This window comes from Mycobacterium nebraskense, from assembly GCF_002102255.1.
In the GTDB taxonomy this organism is placed as follows: Bacteria; Actinomycetota; Actinomycetes; order Mycobacteriales; family Mycobacteriaceae; genus Mycobacterium; species Mycobacterium nebraskense.
Genome location: NZ_LQPH01000025.1, coordinates 1 through 17056, shown reverse-complemented (window position 1 = coordinate 17056; position 17056 = coordinate 1). Strand labels below are relative to the sequence as shown.

General features: G+C 63.1%; 11 protein-coding genes and 3 pseudogenes. 4 read left to right on the top strand and 10 right to left on the bottom strand.

All coding sequences use genetic code 11. From position 1 onward, the window contains the following. Positions 1-42: 42 nt before the first annotated feature. From AWC17_RS03280 to AWC17_RS03245, 8 genes and pseudogenes are all read right to left on the bottom strand, one after another. Positions 43-330, bottom strand: coding sequence for a DUF1330 domain-containing protein (locus AWC17_RS03280; protein WP_042909843.1), 288 nt, complete (start codon positions 328-330; stop codon positions 43-45). After that, complete coding sequence (locus tag AWC17_RS03275; RefSeq protein WP_046182709.1) at positions 327-2792, bottom strand: tyrosine-type recombinase/integrase; 2466 nt, start codon at positions 2790-2792, stop codon at positions 327-329. The genes AWC17_RS03280 and AWC17_RS03275 overlap by 4 nt, the downstream gene beginning before the upstream one ends. Beyond that, positions 2789-4012, bottom strand: coding sequence for a tyrosine-type recombinase/integrase (locus tag AWC17_RS03270; RefSeq protein WP_042909842.1), 1224 nt, complete (start codon positions 4010-4012; stop codon positions 2789-2791). The genes AWC17_RS03275 and AWC17_RS03270 overlap by 4 nt, the downstream gene beginning before the upstream one ends. A 75-nt stretch (positions 4013-4087) precedes the next feature. Then, positions 4088-4717, bottom strand: a pseudogene (locus AWC17_RS03265) (helix-turn-helix domain-containing protein); the annotation flags it as partial. A 455-nt stretch (positions 4718-5172) separates the two neighbouring features. Then, on the bottom strand, positions 5173-6681 hold the full coding sequence (locus AWC17_RS03260) for a carboxylesterase/lipase family protein (protein WP_033721569.1): 1509 nt from the start codon (positions 6679-6681) through the stop codon (positions 5173-5175). 132 nt (positions 6682-6813) lie between these two features. Beyond that, positions 6814-7710 (bottom strand): alpha/beta fold hydrolase, encoded by an 897-nt coding sequence (locus AWC17_RS03255; RefSeq protein WP_033721570.1) that lies wholly within the window; start codon positions 7708-7710, stop codon positions 6814-6816. Between the two features lie 52 nt (positions 7711-7762). Next, the gene (locus AWC17_RS03250) at positions 7763-8203 is read right to left on the bottom strand and encodes a PaaI family thioesterase (protein ID WP_007172283.1); all 441 of its coding nucleotides are present in this window, start codon (positions 8201-8203) and stop codon (positions 7763-7765) included. Between the two features lie 48 nt (positions 8204-8251). Then, on the bottom strand, positions 8252-8899 hold the full coding sequence (locus AWC17_RS03245) for a TetR/AcrR family transcriptional regulator (protein WP_046182710.1): 648 nt from the start codon (positions 8897-8899) through the stop codon (positions 8252-8254). A 120-nt stretch (positions 8900-9019) separates the two neighbouring features. Here AWC17_RS03245 and AWC17_RS03240 point away from each other — a divergent pair, with 120 nt between their 5' ends. Beyond that, positions 9020-10513: an acetyl-CoA acetyltransferase gene (locus AWC17_RS03240; protein WP_007172286.1), complete on the top strand. Its 1494-nt coding sequence runs from the start codon at positions 9020-9022 to the stop codon at positions 10511-10513. Beyond that, positions 10510-11607: a zinc-dependent alcohol dehydrogenase gene (locus AWC17_RS03235; protein ID WP_007172287.1), complete on the top strand. Its 1098-nt coding sequence runs from the start codon at positions 10510-10512 to the stop codon at positions 11605-11607. Before AWC17_RS03240 ends, AWC17_RS03235 begins: the two co-directional genes overlap by 4 nt. 42 nt (positions 11608-11649) lie before the next feature. Here AWC17_RS03235 and AWC17_RS03230 read toward each other — a convergent pair whose 3' ends face one another. After that, positions 11650-12858, bottom strand: coding sequence for an IS110 family RNA-guided transposase (locus AWC17_RS03230; RefSeq protein WP_007172600.1), 1209 nt, complete (start codon positions 12856-12858; stop codon positions 11650-11652). Between the two features lie 246 nt (positions 12859-13104). Here AWC17_RS03230 and AWC17_RS03225 point away from each other — a divergent pair, with 246 nt between their 5' ends. Then, positions 13105-13674, top strand: a complete 570-nt coding sequence (locus tag AWC17_RS03225) for a carboxymuconolactone decarboxylase family protein (RefSeq protein WP_372457562.1) — start codon at positions 13105-13107, stop codon at positions 13672-13674. Positions 13675-13961: 287 nt separating this feature from the next. Beyond that, a pseudogene (locus AWC17_RS03220) lies at positions 13962-14431 on the top strand (PaaI family thioesterase). Between the two features lie 31 nt (positions 14432-14462). Here the strand turns inward: AWC17_RS03220 and AWC17_RS03215 are convergent. After that, positions 14463-16980: pseudogene (locus tag AWC17_RS03215) on the bottom strand (MMPL family transporter); the annotation flags it as partial. Positions 16981-17056: the final 76 nt, after the last annotated feature.

Here is a 17056-nt window from a genome sequence, read left to right as displayed (position 1 = left end):
TGCGCCTTAGCTATTAACCTCACAGGCAGCCACCGGCCAGCATCACACCAGCTGGACGTTGATGAGTTCGGTCCTTGCGATAGCACGGTCGCGCTCGGACGCCAGCGCCGTTCGGCGCGAGTCTGCCATGTAGGCGTCAAACGCCTCAGCGGAGGGGAACTCGAATAACTGAATTTCCAGTGGGCGACCTTCGGCGCCGTCGCTCCGCGCGCGTTGCAGGACCTTGCCGCCGTGGTCGGCGACAAGGCAGAGGACTGTATCTTCGTAGGCGACCAGCGAGTCCTCGGTCCCGGGATGGGCCCACAACAGGACATAGAACGTCAGACTCACGGAGCTGTCTCCTTACGCTTGGGTGTTTTCGTTGGGAGGGTAGGTGTTCCGAGTTCCACGGGTGCCTGTTCGCGGCTGCGCCGGTCGACTTGGGCGAGCTTGTCTTCAGCGCCGGCGAGGCTGACTTGGAGTCCTTCGACCTCGCCGAGCCAGCCTTCGCGTTCGGCTTCGGCGATGCGAGCGAGCAGGTTGTCGCGGATCTCGAGCAGACGGTGCCGTTGGGTCGGGTCAGGCCAGAGCAGCGGGCATCTGACACAAGCGTGCTCGTGAACACAACTGCTGGCGAAGGCGCGTCCGCAGGTGCCAATGGAGACTTTGCGGCGTTCGAAGTGGCCCAGGAATTCCTGCCATTCCTCATCGGTGGGGGCGCGGTATTCGTCGGTGGGCCGCAGGTCGCGGCGGCGGGCGAGGAATGCCAGATGTGATTGGATGGCCTCGTCGGGATAGACGGCCTTATAGCCCATGGTGACGTTGATGTCGCGGTGCCCGGCGATGACCTGGGCGATGTGAGGCGGCAGCCCGTTGAGGACGGCGTCGGTGATGAAAAGCCTTCGGAAGTCGTGGGGCGTAAATCGCAGCGGTTGCCCTGTTGCTGGCTCGGTGAGTCCTGTGGCGGCGATGGCGTCATCGAGCATGGAGCGGATCGCCGAGGCGCTAATGGCGCGAGGCTCGCAGCCTCTGCGACGCTGAAACAGCAACGGTAGTGGTGGCAGCCAGATGCGTTCGTGGTGGTCATAGGCGGCGACAAGCGGAATCGCGCCGCTGGTGTCGCGGACGCGACAGATGACCGCGCTGAGAACCTCGGCGAGTTCGGGGCTGACCACCAGGAGCCGTTCGGCATCGATTTTCGACGGTGCGATTTGCAGCAACGGCACGAGTTCGCCGGTAGTGGGCAGCCGGTATTGAACCAGGCTGTGGTGTGAGAGCTCGGTGAGCTCTTCGATGCGGATGCCGGTCGCGCGCAACACCTCAATTGCGGCGTAGGCCCAAAAGGCCTGCTCTTCCTGCTTGACTAGATCATGGCGGGCGCCGGTGCCCACGTCTTGGGCCCAGACCTTGACCGCTGCCGCGCGGGGCGAGTCGATGCGCAGTAGGGTCCGGCCGGCCGCGGTGAAGGTCTGCCCGATCGGGGTGCTGCGAGCTGCATCGAGTACCTGGGCGGCGTCGCGGCGCTGCTGGTCGGCGGTGCGGCGCAGTGTCGGCAGCACCGGCAGCCGTTCACGGGTGCGTGCGTCCATGCGGGACTTGCGTTGCCGCTTGTCTTTTCGCCGATTGATCTCTTCACTCCCGACCGGGCAGGGCGCCACCCAGGCGGCCCAGCGGGCGGGGTCTTCGACGGCCCAGTGAGCGAGGTCGAGATAGAAGCCCCGCACCGGGGTGAGGCATTCACGGTAGTTGATCCGCGGCACCTGGGTCTGAGTCGCGCTGCCGTCGGATGCTCGGATGGTCTTGGGAACCGTGCGTAGCCGCTGTTTCCATGCCTCGGCGACCTCGGGCGGCAAGTGCAGGCTGTCGATGCCGGGGTGGTGACGTTCCAGGTCTGCCCAGAACAGGCCGCCGAGGAAATTGGCGAGGCTGTTCAAGCTGGTGTAGTCCAGGGCGGGCTGGCGTTCCTTGAGGTAGTCCACGAGCAGATTGCGGATGGGACGGCAGACCAGCCCGTACCGGTCGATCAACTGCTCAGGTGTGCGTTGCCCGACCGTGCGCAACTCCCGCAGAGTCGCCGGCGCATCGGCGCCGAAGACACCCATCGTGCGCAATACCCGGTAGAACAAATGCGTGGCGCCAGGAGCGGTGCTGAGCGTCACGGCCTCAGCGTCGAGCAGTTCGAGCATGTCGCCGATGGTGATGTCGGCAATGGCGCCGCCCTTGGCCGCCAGGATCAGCGACGCTCGGTAGGTCGTGCGGGTCACCGCGGCTGATGACACGTCCGGGTCGCCCGAACATAGTGCTTGCAGGCGTGTGAACCCGGCGGCATCGCGGCAGCGCGCCATAATGTTGGTCAGGATGCCGCGCCGGAAATGCGCTGCGGCAAGCCAACTCAACGAGGGTCGGATGAGATCGGCGCCGAAGGCGGTGAACAACGCCCGGAAGAACCAGTCATGTGCCCACGACTGGTCATGGCCACGCGCGGTCAGCCATCCCACGGGGATGTGCCGCCAGCGCCGTCCGTCGGCGTCCGCGCCGCTGGCCAGCCACCGGTCCTGCCAGGTACCTCCCGGCTGGTCCAGCAGCCAGTCCAACATCAAGCCGACTGCGACGTCGTAGGCGCCGGGGTGACGGCGGTGACGTTTGGGCGGCGCGAACGGCGGCTGAGTCAACAATGAGTCGATGCTCTGGCGGTCCTGCCGGGTCCGCGGCCATTCTGCACCGGGCGACCGGGCAGACGCGATCATCGCCACTGGCGCATCGACCGGCAGCGCCGCTGCGACAGCGGGCTGCTCGATGCTGGTCACCGTCATCGCGATTCACCGCCGAACAGCACCCGCAGTGTCTCAGGGCGGTAGCCAGGTGCCGGCGGTGCTTGCACTCGCTCGGCGGCCTTTTTCGTCTGCTGGGCATGATGGGCGAGGATTCTGCGGATTACGTCCTGCTTGCGCGGGGTCAGGTAAATCTGCGTGGTGGTCAGCAACGCATGACCCAGCACGAACTGAACATCGGTCAACGGAAGATCAGGGTCCTCGGCCATCCGATACGCCGCGGTATGCCGCAAGGCATGGAGTGTCGCGGTGCTTCCGGCGCCTTGCCCGGCCCGTTCGAACATCCGATGCACCGCATGATAGGTCAACGGCCGCAACGGAGTTCGGGACGTCCACCACAACGGCTGATGCCGACCCTGCGGAACACGGCCCTTCATCTCGACCTGATAAAGCCGCAACCACACGAAGGCATCCGAAGAAGCCGGCAGTTCCTGGATCGCCCGAGACCCCTTGCGAGTCAACGCAATCACGCCCCTGCCCGGGTCGACACCACCCTGAGTAGCCGAGAGCAGCTCCGAGGCCCTTGCCCCGGTGGAGACGTAGAACGCCACCAACGCCCGATCGCGCTGCGACGGCAGCCGCGCAAAGATCTCGTTGAACTCCTCGTCGGGGATGCTGCGAGGAATCCGCGACGGCGTCGACGGCCGATACAAGCCCTTGCGCTCATTACGGTGTGGTTCCATCGGATTGTGATGCGCGTGGGCCCGGCGCCCTCGCCGCGCCCGGTCCAGCGGAAAAGGGTTGACCAGCGGCCCCGTGCCGGCATCCAGATGGAAGTCGTAGAAGGACCGCAACACCGTTTCGCTATGCGCACGCACCGACGCCGAGTAGGACTCCTTGCGCTGCTTCGTCTTCGGAACGACCGTTGGTCGTCGCCAGTGCGGACGAGCTGGCTTGCCGGCCACCAGCATCCAGCGCGAAAAGTCGCGGGCCTCGACCCGAGTCGCCCGCTGCCACGGAACCTCGATCGCCCACAAAAACCGGAACCATCGCAGCAGATCCATCCCGTAAGACCGGATCGTCGCCTCCGATCTCCCCGCGGCCTGCAGATCACGGAAGAACGCCGACACCCCATCCACGACGGCACCGGTCGGGTCGACCAACCGGAACGGCTCCCACGAATCATTGGTCTGCACCAACGAGCCGAGCACCGGCACCGACAGGACCGCGATGTCGCGCTCTTGCTCCCCATCAACAGACACGGGCCCAGACGTTAACCCACAACACCGAAAAAGAGCGCCTACCAGCGGCTAGGCGTGTCGTAGTTCAGTCAACGGGTAATGGGAGGCAAACCGCACGTAATCCGGCGTCGGGACAACGACATTGGCGACCACACCACCTTTGAGGCAGCCCATCCGGTCGGCCAGTACCTTGGCCGGGACCCCGCCGATCGCCTCCAGGGCTTCGGCGACCATCGCCAACGTCGTCGAGGCTTTCTGATCGGCGGCAAACCGCACGAACCGCCACCGCGAATAGGCCAGGACCGCGCAGAACACCAACAACCCTGGCGCGGCTTCGGCCCAGTCCATCACCAGGTAGTCACCCGGTGACCACACTGCCGGCCTGCGTTGATGCTTGTTGGCTTTGCGCCACAACACTTTCTGCTCAGCCACCAACCGGCGGAAGTTTCGTGCCGAACCCTGATACCCCGCGGCGCGGGCCACCGGCAGCAGCCGCTTCGCCGAGATCTTGCCGTTCGAGCTCTTGACCCGGGTGGCGACCAGGTCGGTGAACGCGTCGAGGTTGCGGGGCCGTGGCTCCCGCGGCGGCGGCCCACCAGCCTCGGCCCGCTCGATGACCCGTTTGACCGTTTTATGGGTGGTGCCGCACAGCTCGGCCGCGCCGCGATAGGTGCCGACCTGGTGATACGCCGAAATAATGTTCATACGCTCCCTTGCAGACTTCAATAGAGCTCCCTGGGCGGTGTGGTGACAGTTGGCGCTATCACCGTCACCGCCCAGGCCCTCAGCTCCCGGAAAAGACACGACGAGCCCGCAAAGGAGTGGGGACTTCTACCTGGCCACCAGCGGGGACTTCCTACCGGCCACAGATGGGGACTTTCTCATGGCCACGGGCAGCAGGGTCAACTCTGACCCGAGTGGGCCATCCCACTATCGAAACTTTTGGCCCGCCGCCGTAGCGCGAGCCGATAGGCTGAAGCTCAAGCGCTCCGCGCGCAACTACCTGGGCGTCTGGTTCCATTCCCAGGTGGTGGTGGTAATCAGCAGCTGACGCGACGAACAGCGGTTCAACGTAGGGCTGAACGCCGCTCCCCGCCGAATTACGGGCGAAGCTCTGTCTTTGAATACCTCGCCCGCGGCAGTTCGCGGCATGTCGGGAACGAGATGCACACAGAATGCGGTCAGGGGCGGCGGAAGGTAAATCCCTCCCACGCCTGGCGCCGAACCGCAAGCGGGTCACACTCGACCCGCGATGTCCTGTCGAAGATCATCACCGCATGGTCGGCACTGACGTGGCTGGGCCAACCCGCGCCAGGCACGCCTGTGCGGGCGAAGGCGCACCACCGCGACTGGACATCCTCGGTAATGCGCAGCGCCGTATATTTGTCGCCTGCCGCGCTGAGCAGCCGACCCAACCGCGTTCTGTAGACGTCGAAAACTGCGAGCAATTCGGTAGCATGAGTGGCCCCCAGCCCGGACCATCGCAACGTGCGCGGAGCGTAGTCATAGCGGTACACGTATACCGGAGCGTGTGCGCTGTGCGCGTCGGCGATCTGCCATACGACCGATGCGAACGTGAAGTCGCCTCCCAATTCAATACAAGCAGCGGCTTTCGGATAAGAGGGGTACGCCGCCGTAATCCGCTCACGGTCAGCAGATTCCACAGTCGATAGCAGCAGCTCGATCTTGGGTTCGTTCGTTGGCAGTAGTTTCAGGAAGCGGGTGAACAGCTTGGCTTCTTCCGCATTGTTACCCACGACGAGAGGCACTCGGTGTGCTTTTCCCAAGCGCAACGAATCCATTGGATCCAGCGGCAGGTAGTCGGTTCCATATGTGGGACCGACCGGATATACGCCCGGCGCGTTGCGGCTTTCCTGCATGATCAGATGATCCAAAGTCGCTACGAGGTCGGTCGGCGGCGCGGTCAGCAAGACCGCGGCAGCGTCTCGCCTCCGAGCTCCGAGAATCGCCGCAAACCTTGCGGCGTATTCTTCAGATTGTTCACGGGAACTAGCCAAACCTCCCGCGGGGCTCTCAGAAATGGCTTGAGCGAACAGCCCTTTAGCAGCTGGAACAGCCAACAGCGTCGCCACTGCGTGTGCCCCTGCGCTCTCGCCGAATATCGTCACAGCGTCGGGATTGCCGCCGAAGCTTGCGATGTTGTCACGCACCCAACGGAGCGCCATAACCAGATCACGCAGATAAAGATTGTCGTCGATGCGGAAGGCGTCGGTAGACAGAGACGAGAGGTCAACTGCTCCAAGCGCGCCCAGCCGGTAATTAACTGACACGAACACGCACCCCTTGCGAGCCAACGATGCCCCGTCATATACCGGTGTCGCGGAGCTGCCGAGGAAGTATGCGCCGCCATGGATGAACACCATCACAGGTAACGGCCGCTCGTATCTGGTGTCGGGCGCGACGACGTTCAGCGTCAGGCAGTCTTCGCTCATCGGCTGATATTTGCCGAGGCCAACAAAAGTGTATTTGCGCGGCTGTGGTGCACAGTACCTGAAACGGTGACACGGCAAGACTCCCTCCCACGGCTCGATTGGCCGGGGGGCTCTTAGGCGCAACGCCCCGACGGGCGGCTCGGCGTAGGGGATGGATCGCCACCTGGTCACGCCGTCTCGGGAGAAACCCTCGACCAAGCCGGAAGTTACTGTGGTGCAGACGGTACGAAGGTGCATCGCTCGACTGTAGCTAATGGCCATTCACATCCTGCTTAAGTGGATGGATGTCACGCATATCTTGGTTTTGGTAGCTGTCGGCTGCCCTTAACTATGGCCAGCTTTGGGCTGCGCCACACAGCTCAGAGGTTCTCAGGCCGAATTGGCTATCGTGCGGTCGAGAAATCCGGCGACTGCTGCAGTGAAGGCGTCGTTGTCGTCGCCGGCCACCATGTGACCTGTGCCGGAAACGTCCACCGCTTCGGCGTGCGGGACAACCTGGAGGAATTCATCGACCGACTGCTGCGATGTCACATCCGAGAGGACGCCGCGCACCAGAAGCGTTGGTGCCTGCACGCGACGGGCCCCCTCAACAAGCAGTTCGCTGATCGCGTCGAACTGTTCGGCACCAGTGGCGGGGTCACCTTGCAGGAACTGAAAATTAGAGGTGATGAAAGCCGGATCCCATCGCCAAATCCACCTGCCATCGTCGCGTTGGCGCAACACTTTTCGCAGTCCGTCCAGGCTTTCGGGACGAGCGCGGTGCGGATTGTATTGGGCGATGACGTCGGCCGCGTCGTCGAGCGTGCCGAATCCGTCGGGATGGGCGGCCATAAATGACACGACGCGGCGTGCACCGTGGAACTCCATTCGCGGGGTGATGTCGACAAGAACGACTGCTGACCACAAATCGGCTGGTGCCAGCAGATGGGTTCCCAAAATGGTCATGCCACCCAACGACGCACCAACGACCACCGGCGGGCGGTCGTCACTCGCATGTTCGCGCACAGCCAGCAGATCGGATGTGAGTCCTGCGAGTTCGTATCGCCCAGTCGGGTCCCACCCGCTATCGCCGTGGCCTCGGGCATCGTAGGCGACGACGGTGTAACCGCGCGCATGCAACCGGCGCGCCGTGGTGGTCCAAGCGTGGCGATTTTGACCACCACCATGCAGGAGAAGTACGACGGCGCGGGCGGTGTCGTGCCGGTAGAAATCCGCCGTGAGGGTGACGCCGTCTTCGGTGCGGATTCGCTCGCAGGTAACAGTCATTTGATTAGGCCGCGATAGCCAATTCGGACGGCACTCGTGCTCAGTCTCGCCATCAACCGGAATACCCCCTCGGGCTAACCACCGTCACGGTTCCCTGCGCCGCGCATACCGCGCGCCCCGCGTTGGAGACATCGATTCTGGCGACACCGCTACGCTTGCCCAGCGCGATGATCTCGGTGACCGCAACGCACACTCCGCTCGACACGGGCTGCAGCAGATTTAGCTTGAATTCCGTTGTGGCCACCCATGATCCCGCTGGGATAACCGGATAGAACACCACGCCCAGACAGTGGTCTACCATCGCCGACAAGCATCCGCCGTGCAGGTTGCCGAACGGCGTCATCAGGTCGTCCCGAGCATCCATCTCCACAACCAGACGTCCCGCGGCGAATTCGGTGTGCCGAAATCCCAAGTAGCTGGACAGCCCACCCGCGGTTGCCGCCGCATTCTGCAACTCGTCGGCAATCTCTTGGCTGAACTGCTCGAACTTCATGTCTAGAGCCCCTCGTCGTTCACCGATACTGCTGCCACTAACGAGACATTACTCCGTACTTGTTGCATCAGCGCAAGACCGGGTGGTGGTGAGCAGAGGAGGAAGCAGGAATCTTCGTAGAAAAGCATCGAGGCCCTCCGGGCTGCGCTGCCTTGGGCCTTCGACCGTGAGTAGGCTGAGGATAGCCCGCAGTATCCACTCGGATGCATCGTCGACCGACACCCCACGCTCAAGTTGATCCCAGTGCGCGGCGAAGACAGGGCGAAGGAACTCGGCGACGAGTTCGAACAAAGCCACCGACGTACCCTTGGCCAGCCCTACGCCGGCGAGTTCGTCGTCACTGCCGAATAGCAATCCGATTATGGGTTCACGGTGGGCCGCACGGAGTGTAACCTCGACGAAATCCAGTATCGCCGAGCCTAAATCGGCATGCGCTGCGATCCGCGCACTAATGCGGCGGAGGTAGCGTTCGGCTGACCGCAAGATAACACCGGAAATGACGGATTCACGACTCGGAAAGTAGCGATACACCGTGGCGCGGGACACCCCGGCCTGCCTGGCGATGTCCTCCATCGTGGTGCCCGGTAGCCCCTTGTTCTCGAGGGACGTTGCGGCGGCATCGAGCAGATGGTCTCGGGCGATGTCGCGGCTCGCGGCGGTCGCCGTGCCCCATCGCAACGATTTTTTCGTCACCATTCAAGTATGCCGTCCCGTGCCGTTCGTGGGCTGACGATCGAAGCAGTTGTCGTATAGCACCTTATGTGACAATATCGCAGATATGTCGCAAAGGCGTCGACGATGACCGCGGCCTGACCGTTGCCGATTCCACGCCGCACTCCGGTCGTCGTCGCAGTTGGTGAGATCACGCACCGCGACGACGGTGTCGTTGACCCCATCGATTTGGCTTCCGAGGCCGTGCGTCGAGCATTGCAGGACTCGGGCGCTGCTATCGGGCATCGAATCGATATGGTGGCGACGCCCGGAATCTTGATGATTCCGCGTGACAATCCTGCGACGAGGATTGCCGAAGCGGCTGGGCTGGCGCCAATACGGCGCATCAGTTGTCCGGTTGGCGGTAATACGCCTCAGTACCTCGTTGAGGTGCTCGGCGCCCGCATCGCGCGCGGTGTCAGCGACGCGGTGTTAGTCGTCGGAGCGGAGAGCGGCGCGTCAGCTCGTAGGGTTGGATCGGGTCAGGTGCGACGAGACCCGAAACCCGTTGAGGGCCGGGATGAGTCACTTGGCGATACTCGCCCCGGTCTGAGCGCGGCCGAGATGTGTGCTGGACTGCGTTGGCCGCACCAGGTGTACCCGGTCTTCGAATCGGCGATTGCGGCTCGATCGGGCCGGACCTTCGATGAGCAGCGTCGCTGGCTGGGAAACCTGATGGCCCCCTTCACGCTCGAAGCATCGAGGCATCCCGGCCAGGCATGGTTTCCGCGCGCGCGCACTGCCAGTGAGCTCAGCTCGGTCTCGCCAACTAACCGGATGGTGTGCGAGCCATATCCCAAGATGCTCAACAGCATTATCACCGTCGATATGGCAGCCGCCTTCGTCATGATGGCTGCCGAAGTCGCCGACGAAATCGGTGTTCCTCGTGACCGATGGGTTTTCCCATGGTGCGCGGCCACTTGCAACGACGTGTACTTTCCGGTTCAGCGGCCCGATCTCAGTCGGTCCGCGGGAATTCGCGCTGTCGGACGGGCGCTCCTAGCTGCCTGCGACCTTTCCGCCGATGACATCGGATGGTTCGATTTGTACTCCTGCTTCCCTTCCGCGGTCGAAGTTGCGATCGAGGCGCTCGATCTCGATCCAGCGGATCCACGCGGGTTCACGGTGACCGGTGGATTGCCCTACCACGGAGGACCGGGTAACAACTATGTCAGCCACTCGATTGTGGAGATGGTTCGACGCTGCCGAAGCGAACCGGACGCCCTAGGACTGGTTTCCGGATTAGGTTGGTACATCACGAAGCACTCGTTGGGCCTATGGTCGGCGACGCCGCCGCCGACTGGGTGGCAGACACCGGACATGGCGGAAGCGCAGGCCGCGATTGATGCGACTGCGGTTCCAGTCGCTTCTGCCGCCGACACATCCGGTAGGGCAACGATCGACGGCTACACGGTGGTACACGACCGCGACGTTGGCCCTTCGTGGGTGCCTGTTCTCGCGCGTCTACCCGACGGCCGGCGCGTCGCGGCTCGCAACGACGATGCGAAGGTGGCGAAGGAAATGTCAAAAGAGATGATGGTCGGACGTCAGGTAACTGTGCGGCCCGCTGATCAGCGCGTCGAATTCGAACTGCCATGAAGGCCGATGCGCTCGTGCTGACCAAGCCGCGCGCCCTCGAGCGGCGCACTCTTGCGGTACCGCCCGTCGACGGCCACTCCGGAGTCCTTCGGATCGAGGCGTGCGGGCTCTGCGGAACCGATCACGAGCAGTACAGCGGTCACCTACCAGCGGGCTTCGCCTTCGTCCCGGGACATGAAATCGTCGGTGTCGTTGAGGCAGTCGGTGACGCCGCAAGCGCGCGTTGGGGTGTGTCGGCAGGTGATCGGGTTGCGGTCGAGGTTTTTCGATCGTGCCGGGAGTGCGACGCGTGCCGCCGAGGTGAGTATCGCAGGTGCTCGCGCAACGGACTGGCCACGATGTTCGGCTTCGTCGACGTAAACATCGATCCCGGCCTGTGGGGAGGGTACGCAACGCACCTGCATCTGCCCTTCGATTCCATGCTGTTGTCGATTCCAGACAGACTCGACCCGATTGTCGCTACGTTGTTCAACCCGCTGGGCGCGGGAATCAAATGGGCTGCCACGCTGCCGGAGACCGCGTCAGGCGACGTCGTCGCAGTCCTGGGGCCAGGCATCCGCGGCATCTGCTCGGCCGTAGCAGCGAAGGAATCCGGAGCGGCATTCGTCGCTATGACCGGACTCGGACCACGCGATCGACCACGGTTAGCCGCAGCGTCCAAGTTCGGCGTGGACCTGACCATTGACGTGACCCGTGAAGACCCGGTCAAGGCCCTGCAACGAGCGACCGGTCAACTCGCAGACGTCGTCGTCGACGTCACCGCCAAAGCGCCAGGTGCATTCGCTGACGCCGTCGCACTTGCTCGACCAGGCGGACGCGTGGTGATCGCCGGCACCCGCGGCGGCGGCGGAGCACCAGGCTTCGAGCCAGACCTCCTCGTTTTCAAAGAACTACGCGTCCTCGGCTCGCTGGGGGTCGATTACCCCGCCTATCAGAGCGCGATCGAATTGCTCGTCTCTGGGCGTTGGCCCTTCGATGAACTATCCCGGGACGTCGCCGGTTTCGCGGGCCTACCACGATTACTCGACGTCTTAGCCGATGGCGAGCCGGGCACGATTCCGGCCTTGCACAACGTCTTCGTACCGATGGCCTGACGTGCCAGCAGTGCCCAACTGAAAGGACTCTCAATGACGATGTCAAGCCGCCGACTGAGTGATCGGGGGTGAGTCGGGTTGCCAGGTGCGGTTGTCGCGGATGAGTGCGTAGAGGACGTTGGTGCGGCGTCGGGCCAGGCAGATGGTGGCTGGGATGGGTCGTTTGCCTTGGTTTCGTTTGCGTTGGTAGTAGGCGCGGGAGGCCGGGTCGCAGCGGATGGCGGTCAGTGCGGACATGTACATCACCCGGCGCAGCCGGCGGCTGTAGCGCTTGGGGGTGTGCAGTCGTCCGGTGCGTTTTCCCGAATCTCGAGATACCGGTGCGAGCCCGGCCCAGGCGGCGAGCTGGTCGGCCGAGCCGATCAGTTCGGGATCGCCGACGGCGGCCAGGAATTCAGCACCGAGCCGAAATCCCATGCCTGGGATGCTGGTGATCACTTCGGCCAGTGGATGGCGGCGAAATCGGTCCTCGATGTCGGCATCGGTGGTCTTGATGCGGTCATCGAGGGCAATCACCCCCTGCGCCAGATCAGCGATCAGTCCGGCGGCCACTTGTTCGCCGGGCAGTCGGACCGTTTGAGTTTTGGCGGCCGCCACCGCAGCCGCCGCAATGGCCGCGGCATTACGCACTCCGGCGTCGGCCAGGATCCGGGTCAGCCGCGAAATACCGGTCTGGCGGATGGCTTTGGGGCGCTGGTAGCGCGCCAGCAGCACTACCCAGCCCCGGTCAGCGCTGAGCTGGGCGGCCCGCTCCAGCGCCGGACACACCGCAACGAGTTGTTGGCGCAGTCGGTTGATCGTGCGGGTGCGGTCAGCGACCAGGTCGGCGCGATGAGCGGTGAGCAGCCGCAGTTCGGTGATCAGATCGTCGTCGGGATGCAGCAGTGGCAAGTCATCGCCGCGCATCCGCGACTGATCAGCGATCACCCGGGCGTCTTTGGCGTCGGTCTTGGCTTCACCACCTCGATAGACCGCCGAGGCTTGCCAGACCGCACGGCCCGCCAGGTAGCGCACCGACTTGCCGGCATCAGCCAACACGGTCAACAACAGGGCGGCATACACCGTGGTCAGGTCCACCGTCCAGGCAACCTGATCAGCCAACGAGTCAATCTCGCCGATCAGCGCACGGATCGGTTGCTCCTCGTTGCCGAGTCTGCGCGACAACACCACCGTGCCGCTGTTGTCGACCACGCACACCCAGTGATGTTCCTTGCCGACATCAACCCCAGCCCACAACTGGCCCGCTGCCATCGATCTCCTATCCGCTTGTCTGCCAACACGATCCCCACGGACAACCCCGCCAGCATTTCCTTAAACAAGCGATCACGTCGCAGATCTCAATCAGCGGCCCGAGGAAGTCCAGGAAGGCCGGGCGGCCAGTCCTTTCAAGCCGCACCACCAGGCCGGCAACCGACATGCCGCCTCACCCGACCCACCCGGGTCACAGCACAACGTAACAACACGAAGTAACTGCACCTACGAACTTAAGGACCGACTGTGGGCAGTGGAAACCGCGTCGAAATGCTCGGCCTGACAGACGCGCGCCGGCGCGCTGCTCAATGTGGCATCCCCGAAGCCATAGCGGAGTTGTCGATATTCCGAATCGCGCTTCACCAGCCTAGTGTGGCAATGGCCTTGAACGGACTGCTGGAGGCGTTGCTGTGGACCGGGGACCTCGACGCGCGGCTGCGAGAGCTGATCATCATGCGAATCGGCTGGGTCACCGGCTCGGTCTATGAATGGACGCAACATTGGCGACTCGCACGAATGCTCGACGTGTCCGAGCGTGACCTGCTCGCGGTGCGAGATTGGCAGAATGCTAACCACTTTGGCGATGCCGAACGTGCTGTACTTGCGGCGACCGATGAGACACTGCGTGACGGCACCATCTCGGATGGCACGTGGGCTGTGTGCCGAGATGCGTTGCAAGCAGACCCGGGGCTCCTTGTAGAACTTGTCGCGGCGATTGGCAACTGGCGACTCTTTTCTGCGCTCCTGCGATCTCTGGATGTGCCGCTCGAAGACGGCGTCGACGAATGGCCCCCTGACGGTGTTCGACCATCGTGACGCAGCGTGTCCAAAATGCCTGCGGTACCGTGCTAACGGTATCGCGCCGAAGCGGACCGTACTGGCGCTTGGATCGCCCGGCGCGGCTCGCCGTGACCATGAGCTGCACTTTGCCAGGTCGGCATACGCCAAGTTGCTGCGTTCGGCACCTTAATGCGGGATTTCTCGTCGTTTAAGGCCGCAATGGCCGAAGTTATCGAACACGTCCAACCGGAAACGAGGCCGCAACCTTGGATGCTCCAAATTCAACTGAACCGCAACGCCTGCCGTCACACACGCCTACCTGTATGGGTTGCGGGACCCGAGAATTCCAGTGGCCTGCAGCTAGAGGTCTATCGTCTGGACGATGAGGTATATGCCGATGTGGCATTCGATGAGCGTCATATCGGTGCGCCCGGCTTGGCGCACGGCGGGGCTATCGCGGCGGCGTGCGACGACCTTTTGGGCTTCACCCTGTGGATCGCCGGCACGCCTGCGGTCACGCGCAATCTCGCGATCGAGTATCTAGCGCCGGTTCCGCTACACCAGCCCCACCGCATTAGCGCACGTATCAGCGTGCGGCAAGGACGTGCCTTACACTGGCGAGGGGGTCGGTGAAGATGGCGTCATTCGTTTCACCGCAACAGCGGTTTTCATCACGGTAGAACCCGAACACTTCGCCGCCCACGGCGACATCGCCGGTTTCGGAGAGCTTCTTGACCAGCTCGTCCGCTTCGCTGGACCCAACACCGCTCATGACTCAGATGAAGGTGCGTAATCGTCGGTATTTTAGTCAAAATGCAAGAGTTTCAAGCGTCCTCACGTTTACGTTGCGGCCACCAGCTGGTCTCACGGAGCAATGTGGCGATCGCGGGAACCGTGAGAGTGCGGACAACAAAGGTGTCGAGTAGTAGGCCACAGCCGATGATGAGCCCGGCTTGGATCATGATCGCGACCGAACCGACCATAAGGCCGAACATGCTGGCCGCGTAGATGAGCCCGGCGGAAGTGATGACTGAGCCGGTGTTTGCGACCGTGCGCAGTACGCCGACGCGGATGTTGTGAGCGGATTCCTCGCGTAACCGCGAGATCAGCAGCATGTTGTAGTCGGCGCCCACCGCGATCAAGATGATGAACGCCAAAAGCGGTACCAGCCAAGCGATTTTCTTACCGAGGCCGTATTGGAAAACGAGCGTCCCGATGCCCAGTGCGGCTGCGTAGTTGAGCACGACCGTACCGAGCAGGTAGAGCGGGGCCACCAAGGCGCGCAGGAGAACGACGAGGATCAGTCCGACGATGACGAGCGTGGCAATGGCCAGCAGATGGAAGTCGGCCGACAGAAGGCGCTGGATATCGGAGTTGACGGCGGGGAATCCGGCCATCGATATTTTGGCGTTGGCCAAGGAGGTGTTGGGCGTGCAGCATCGGCAACTTGGGTGATCTTCTGAGCGAGATCCATCGCTTCGCTGCTGTAGGGGTTGTAGCTGGATTCGATGGCGAAGCGTGCGGTCTTGCCGTCAGCGGACAGGAAGTGCTTTGCCACATCGGAGAACTGGCGATTCTCGAAGGCGTTAGCCGGGAGGCAAAAGCCGCTGGAGTTGTCCGAACCGGCGCTGGACCGCGCGGAATTCTGTAGTTGGGTGGCGATCTGACTCATGCCGGACAACATTTCGATGTTGCTGTCGGCAAGGGTATGCACACCGGTGGCTAGGGCTTGTGCGCCCGATGCGAGCTGGCTGATGCCGTTTTGGAGGCGGCGGATGTTGCCGGCCATGTCGGCGGGGTCGCCGAGCGCTCCGAACGCCTTGTTCAGCGAGGTGACCGTGTTCTGCAGGTCTGCCATGGTGCCCCCCGCAGTATCGCCGCCCGGCTGGTACATGTCGCCGAGGTTGGCGAGCTGGCTGAAAAAGCCGCCATCGCGCAAGGTCACCAGAATCCGTACCTGGTCGCGGATCTGGGTGCACTCGGGTGTGGAGGCAAACCAGGGGGAGGTGTTGAGCGCACCGACCAGCGGGTCGATCGTGGCGATCGCATTCTGAGCTTGTTGAGCTTCTTGACGTAGCCCAGGTCCGGCTCGGATAGCTTGGTCGATGGTCGGTGTGGTAGTCGAAAGTTGCTGCAGCAGAGGGCGAAAGCGCTGAAATTGCGAGCCGCTGGACTGGGCTTGGTTAAGGATACCGGTCAGCGGAGTCAACGCTGTGCGAAGGGTGGTGTCAAGTTGCGCCAGGCCGCTGGCGAGTTGGTCGGCACCGCCGGTGAGTTTGGTGAGATCGGTCTTGTGGGCGTCTCCTTTGGCGACGGCATCGGCCATCTTGTTGCCGATCTGGACGTTTTGCCAAGAGAGCTGTGCCTGATCGAGTCGTGCCCCGGTGGGCCGGGTGACGCCGGATACTTTGGTGACGCCCGGCAATTGCGACACGCGAGACGCCATCTCATCCAGGTCGGCCAGGCCTTTACCGGTGTGCATATCGGTCCGTGATTCCACGACCATGAACTGGGTGATGACGATATCTTTGCGAAAGTGCCTGTCCAGCAGGTGATAACCTTCGTTGCTGGCGGTTGTGTCCGGCTCTCCTTGGCGGTCGTCGTAGCTCATGCGCATGGTCAGCGCGACAGCCGCTAGCCCTAATACAAGGGCCAGGCTGGCGGCCAGCAGTGGGGTGGGTCGGCGGACTACGGCCACGGCGATCCAGTTCCAGTAGCGGCGTGTGCGGTCGGCTTTGGGTTCGCCAATGCCGCCGTTTGGCGGCCAGCGCCAATACCGGAGGGAACAATGTCACGGTGGCCGCGACTCCGACGAAGACGGCTATCGCGCACGCTGGGCCCAGCGCGCCAAAAACGCTCAGCTTTGCAAAGAACCATGGCCAGAAATGCAAACGCCACAGTCGCGGCGGAGGCCAGGATCACCCGGCCGATGGTGGCGGTTGCGTTGATCACCGCGAGGTCAGCCGAGACGTCCTGGCGGCGCTGCTCGTGATACCGGCTGATCAAAAATGCCGAATAATCGGTGCCGGCGCCCAACAGAATCGCCGTCATGAACGCGATGGTGAATCGCGACACCGGCATTCCCGCTTCGCCCAGCGCCGAGAGCACTCCGCGCCCTACCGCAAGGCTGACCCCGATAACCAACAGAGGCAGCAACGCGGTAAACAGTGACCTGTAGATGACCAGCAAGATCAGCGCTATCAGCCCGGCGGTCACGACGGAGATGACAATCAAATCCTGCTCAGCCGAATCGATTTGATCGCTGAACGTCGCGGGAGGGCCGGTTACGCGGACCGTCGTGGATGTGCCGCTAAAGGACTGGGCGGCGATAGCGGTGATGGCTTAGTAGTGCGGTGAGGCCGCCGGGAACCGGTCGGTGGTCGCCGACTGCGGGTCATCTTGCCGGGGCAGCAGGTAG

What these genes read in the sequence shown, in the direction of transcription:
- AWC17_RS03275 (WP_046182709.1), bottom strand. Translation starts at nt 2,792, where the DNA reads ATGACGGTGACCAGCATCGAGCAGCCCGCTGTCGCAGCGGCGCTGCCG.
- AWC17_RS03260 (WP_033721569.1), bottom strand. Translation starts at nt 6,681, where the DNA reads ATGCACCTTCGTACCGTCTGCACCACAGTAACTTCCGGCTTGGTCGAG.
- AWC17_RS03255 (WP_033721570.1), bottom strand. Translation starts at nt 7,710, where the DNA reads ATGACTGTTACCTGCGAGCGAATCCGCACCGAAGACGGCGTCACCCTC.
- AWC17_RS03250 (WP_007172283.1), bottom strand. Translation starts at nt 8,203, where the DNA reads ATGAAGTTCGAGCAGTTCAGCCAAGAGATTGCCGACGAGTTGCAGAAT.
- AWC17_RS03245 (WP_046182710.1), bottom strand. Translation starts at nt 8,899, where the DNA reads ATGGTGACGAAAAAATCGTTGCGATGGGGCACGGCGACCGCCGCGAGC.
- AWC17_RS03235 (WP_007172287.1), top strand. Translation starts at nt 10,510, where the DNA reads ATGAAGGCCGATGCGCTCGTGCTGACCAAGCCGCGCGCCCTCGAGCGG.
- AWC17_RS03230 (WP_007172600.1), bottom strand. Translation starts at nt 12,858, where the DNA reads ATGGCAGCGGGCCAGTTGTGGGCTGGGGTTGATGTCGGCAAGGAACAT.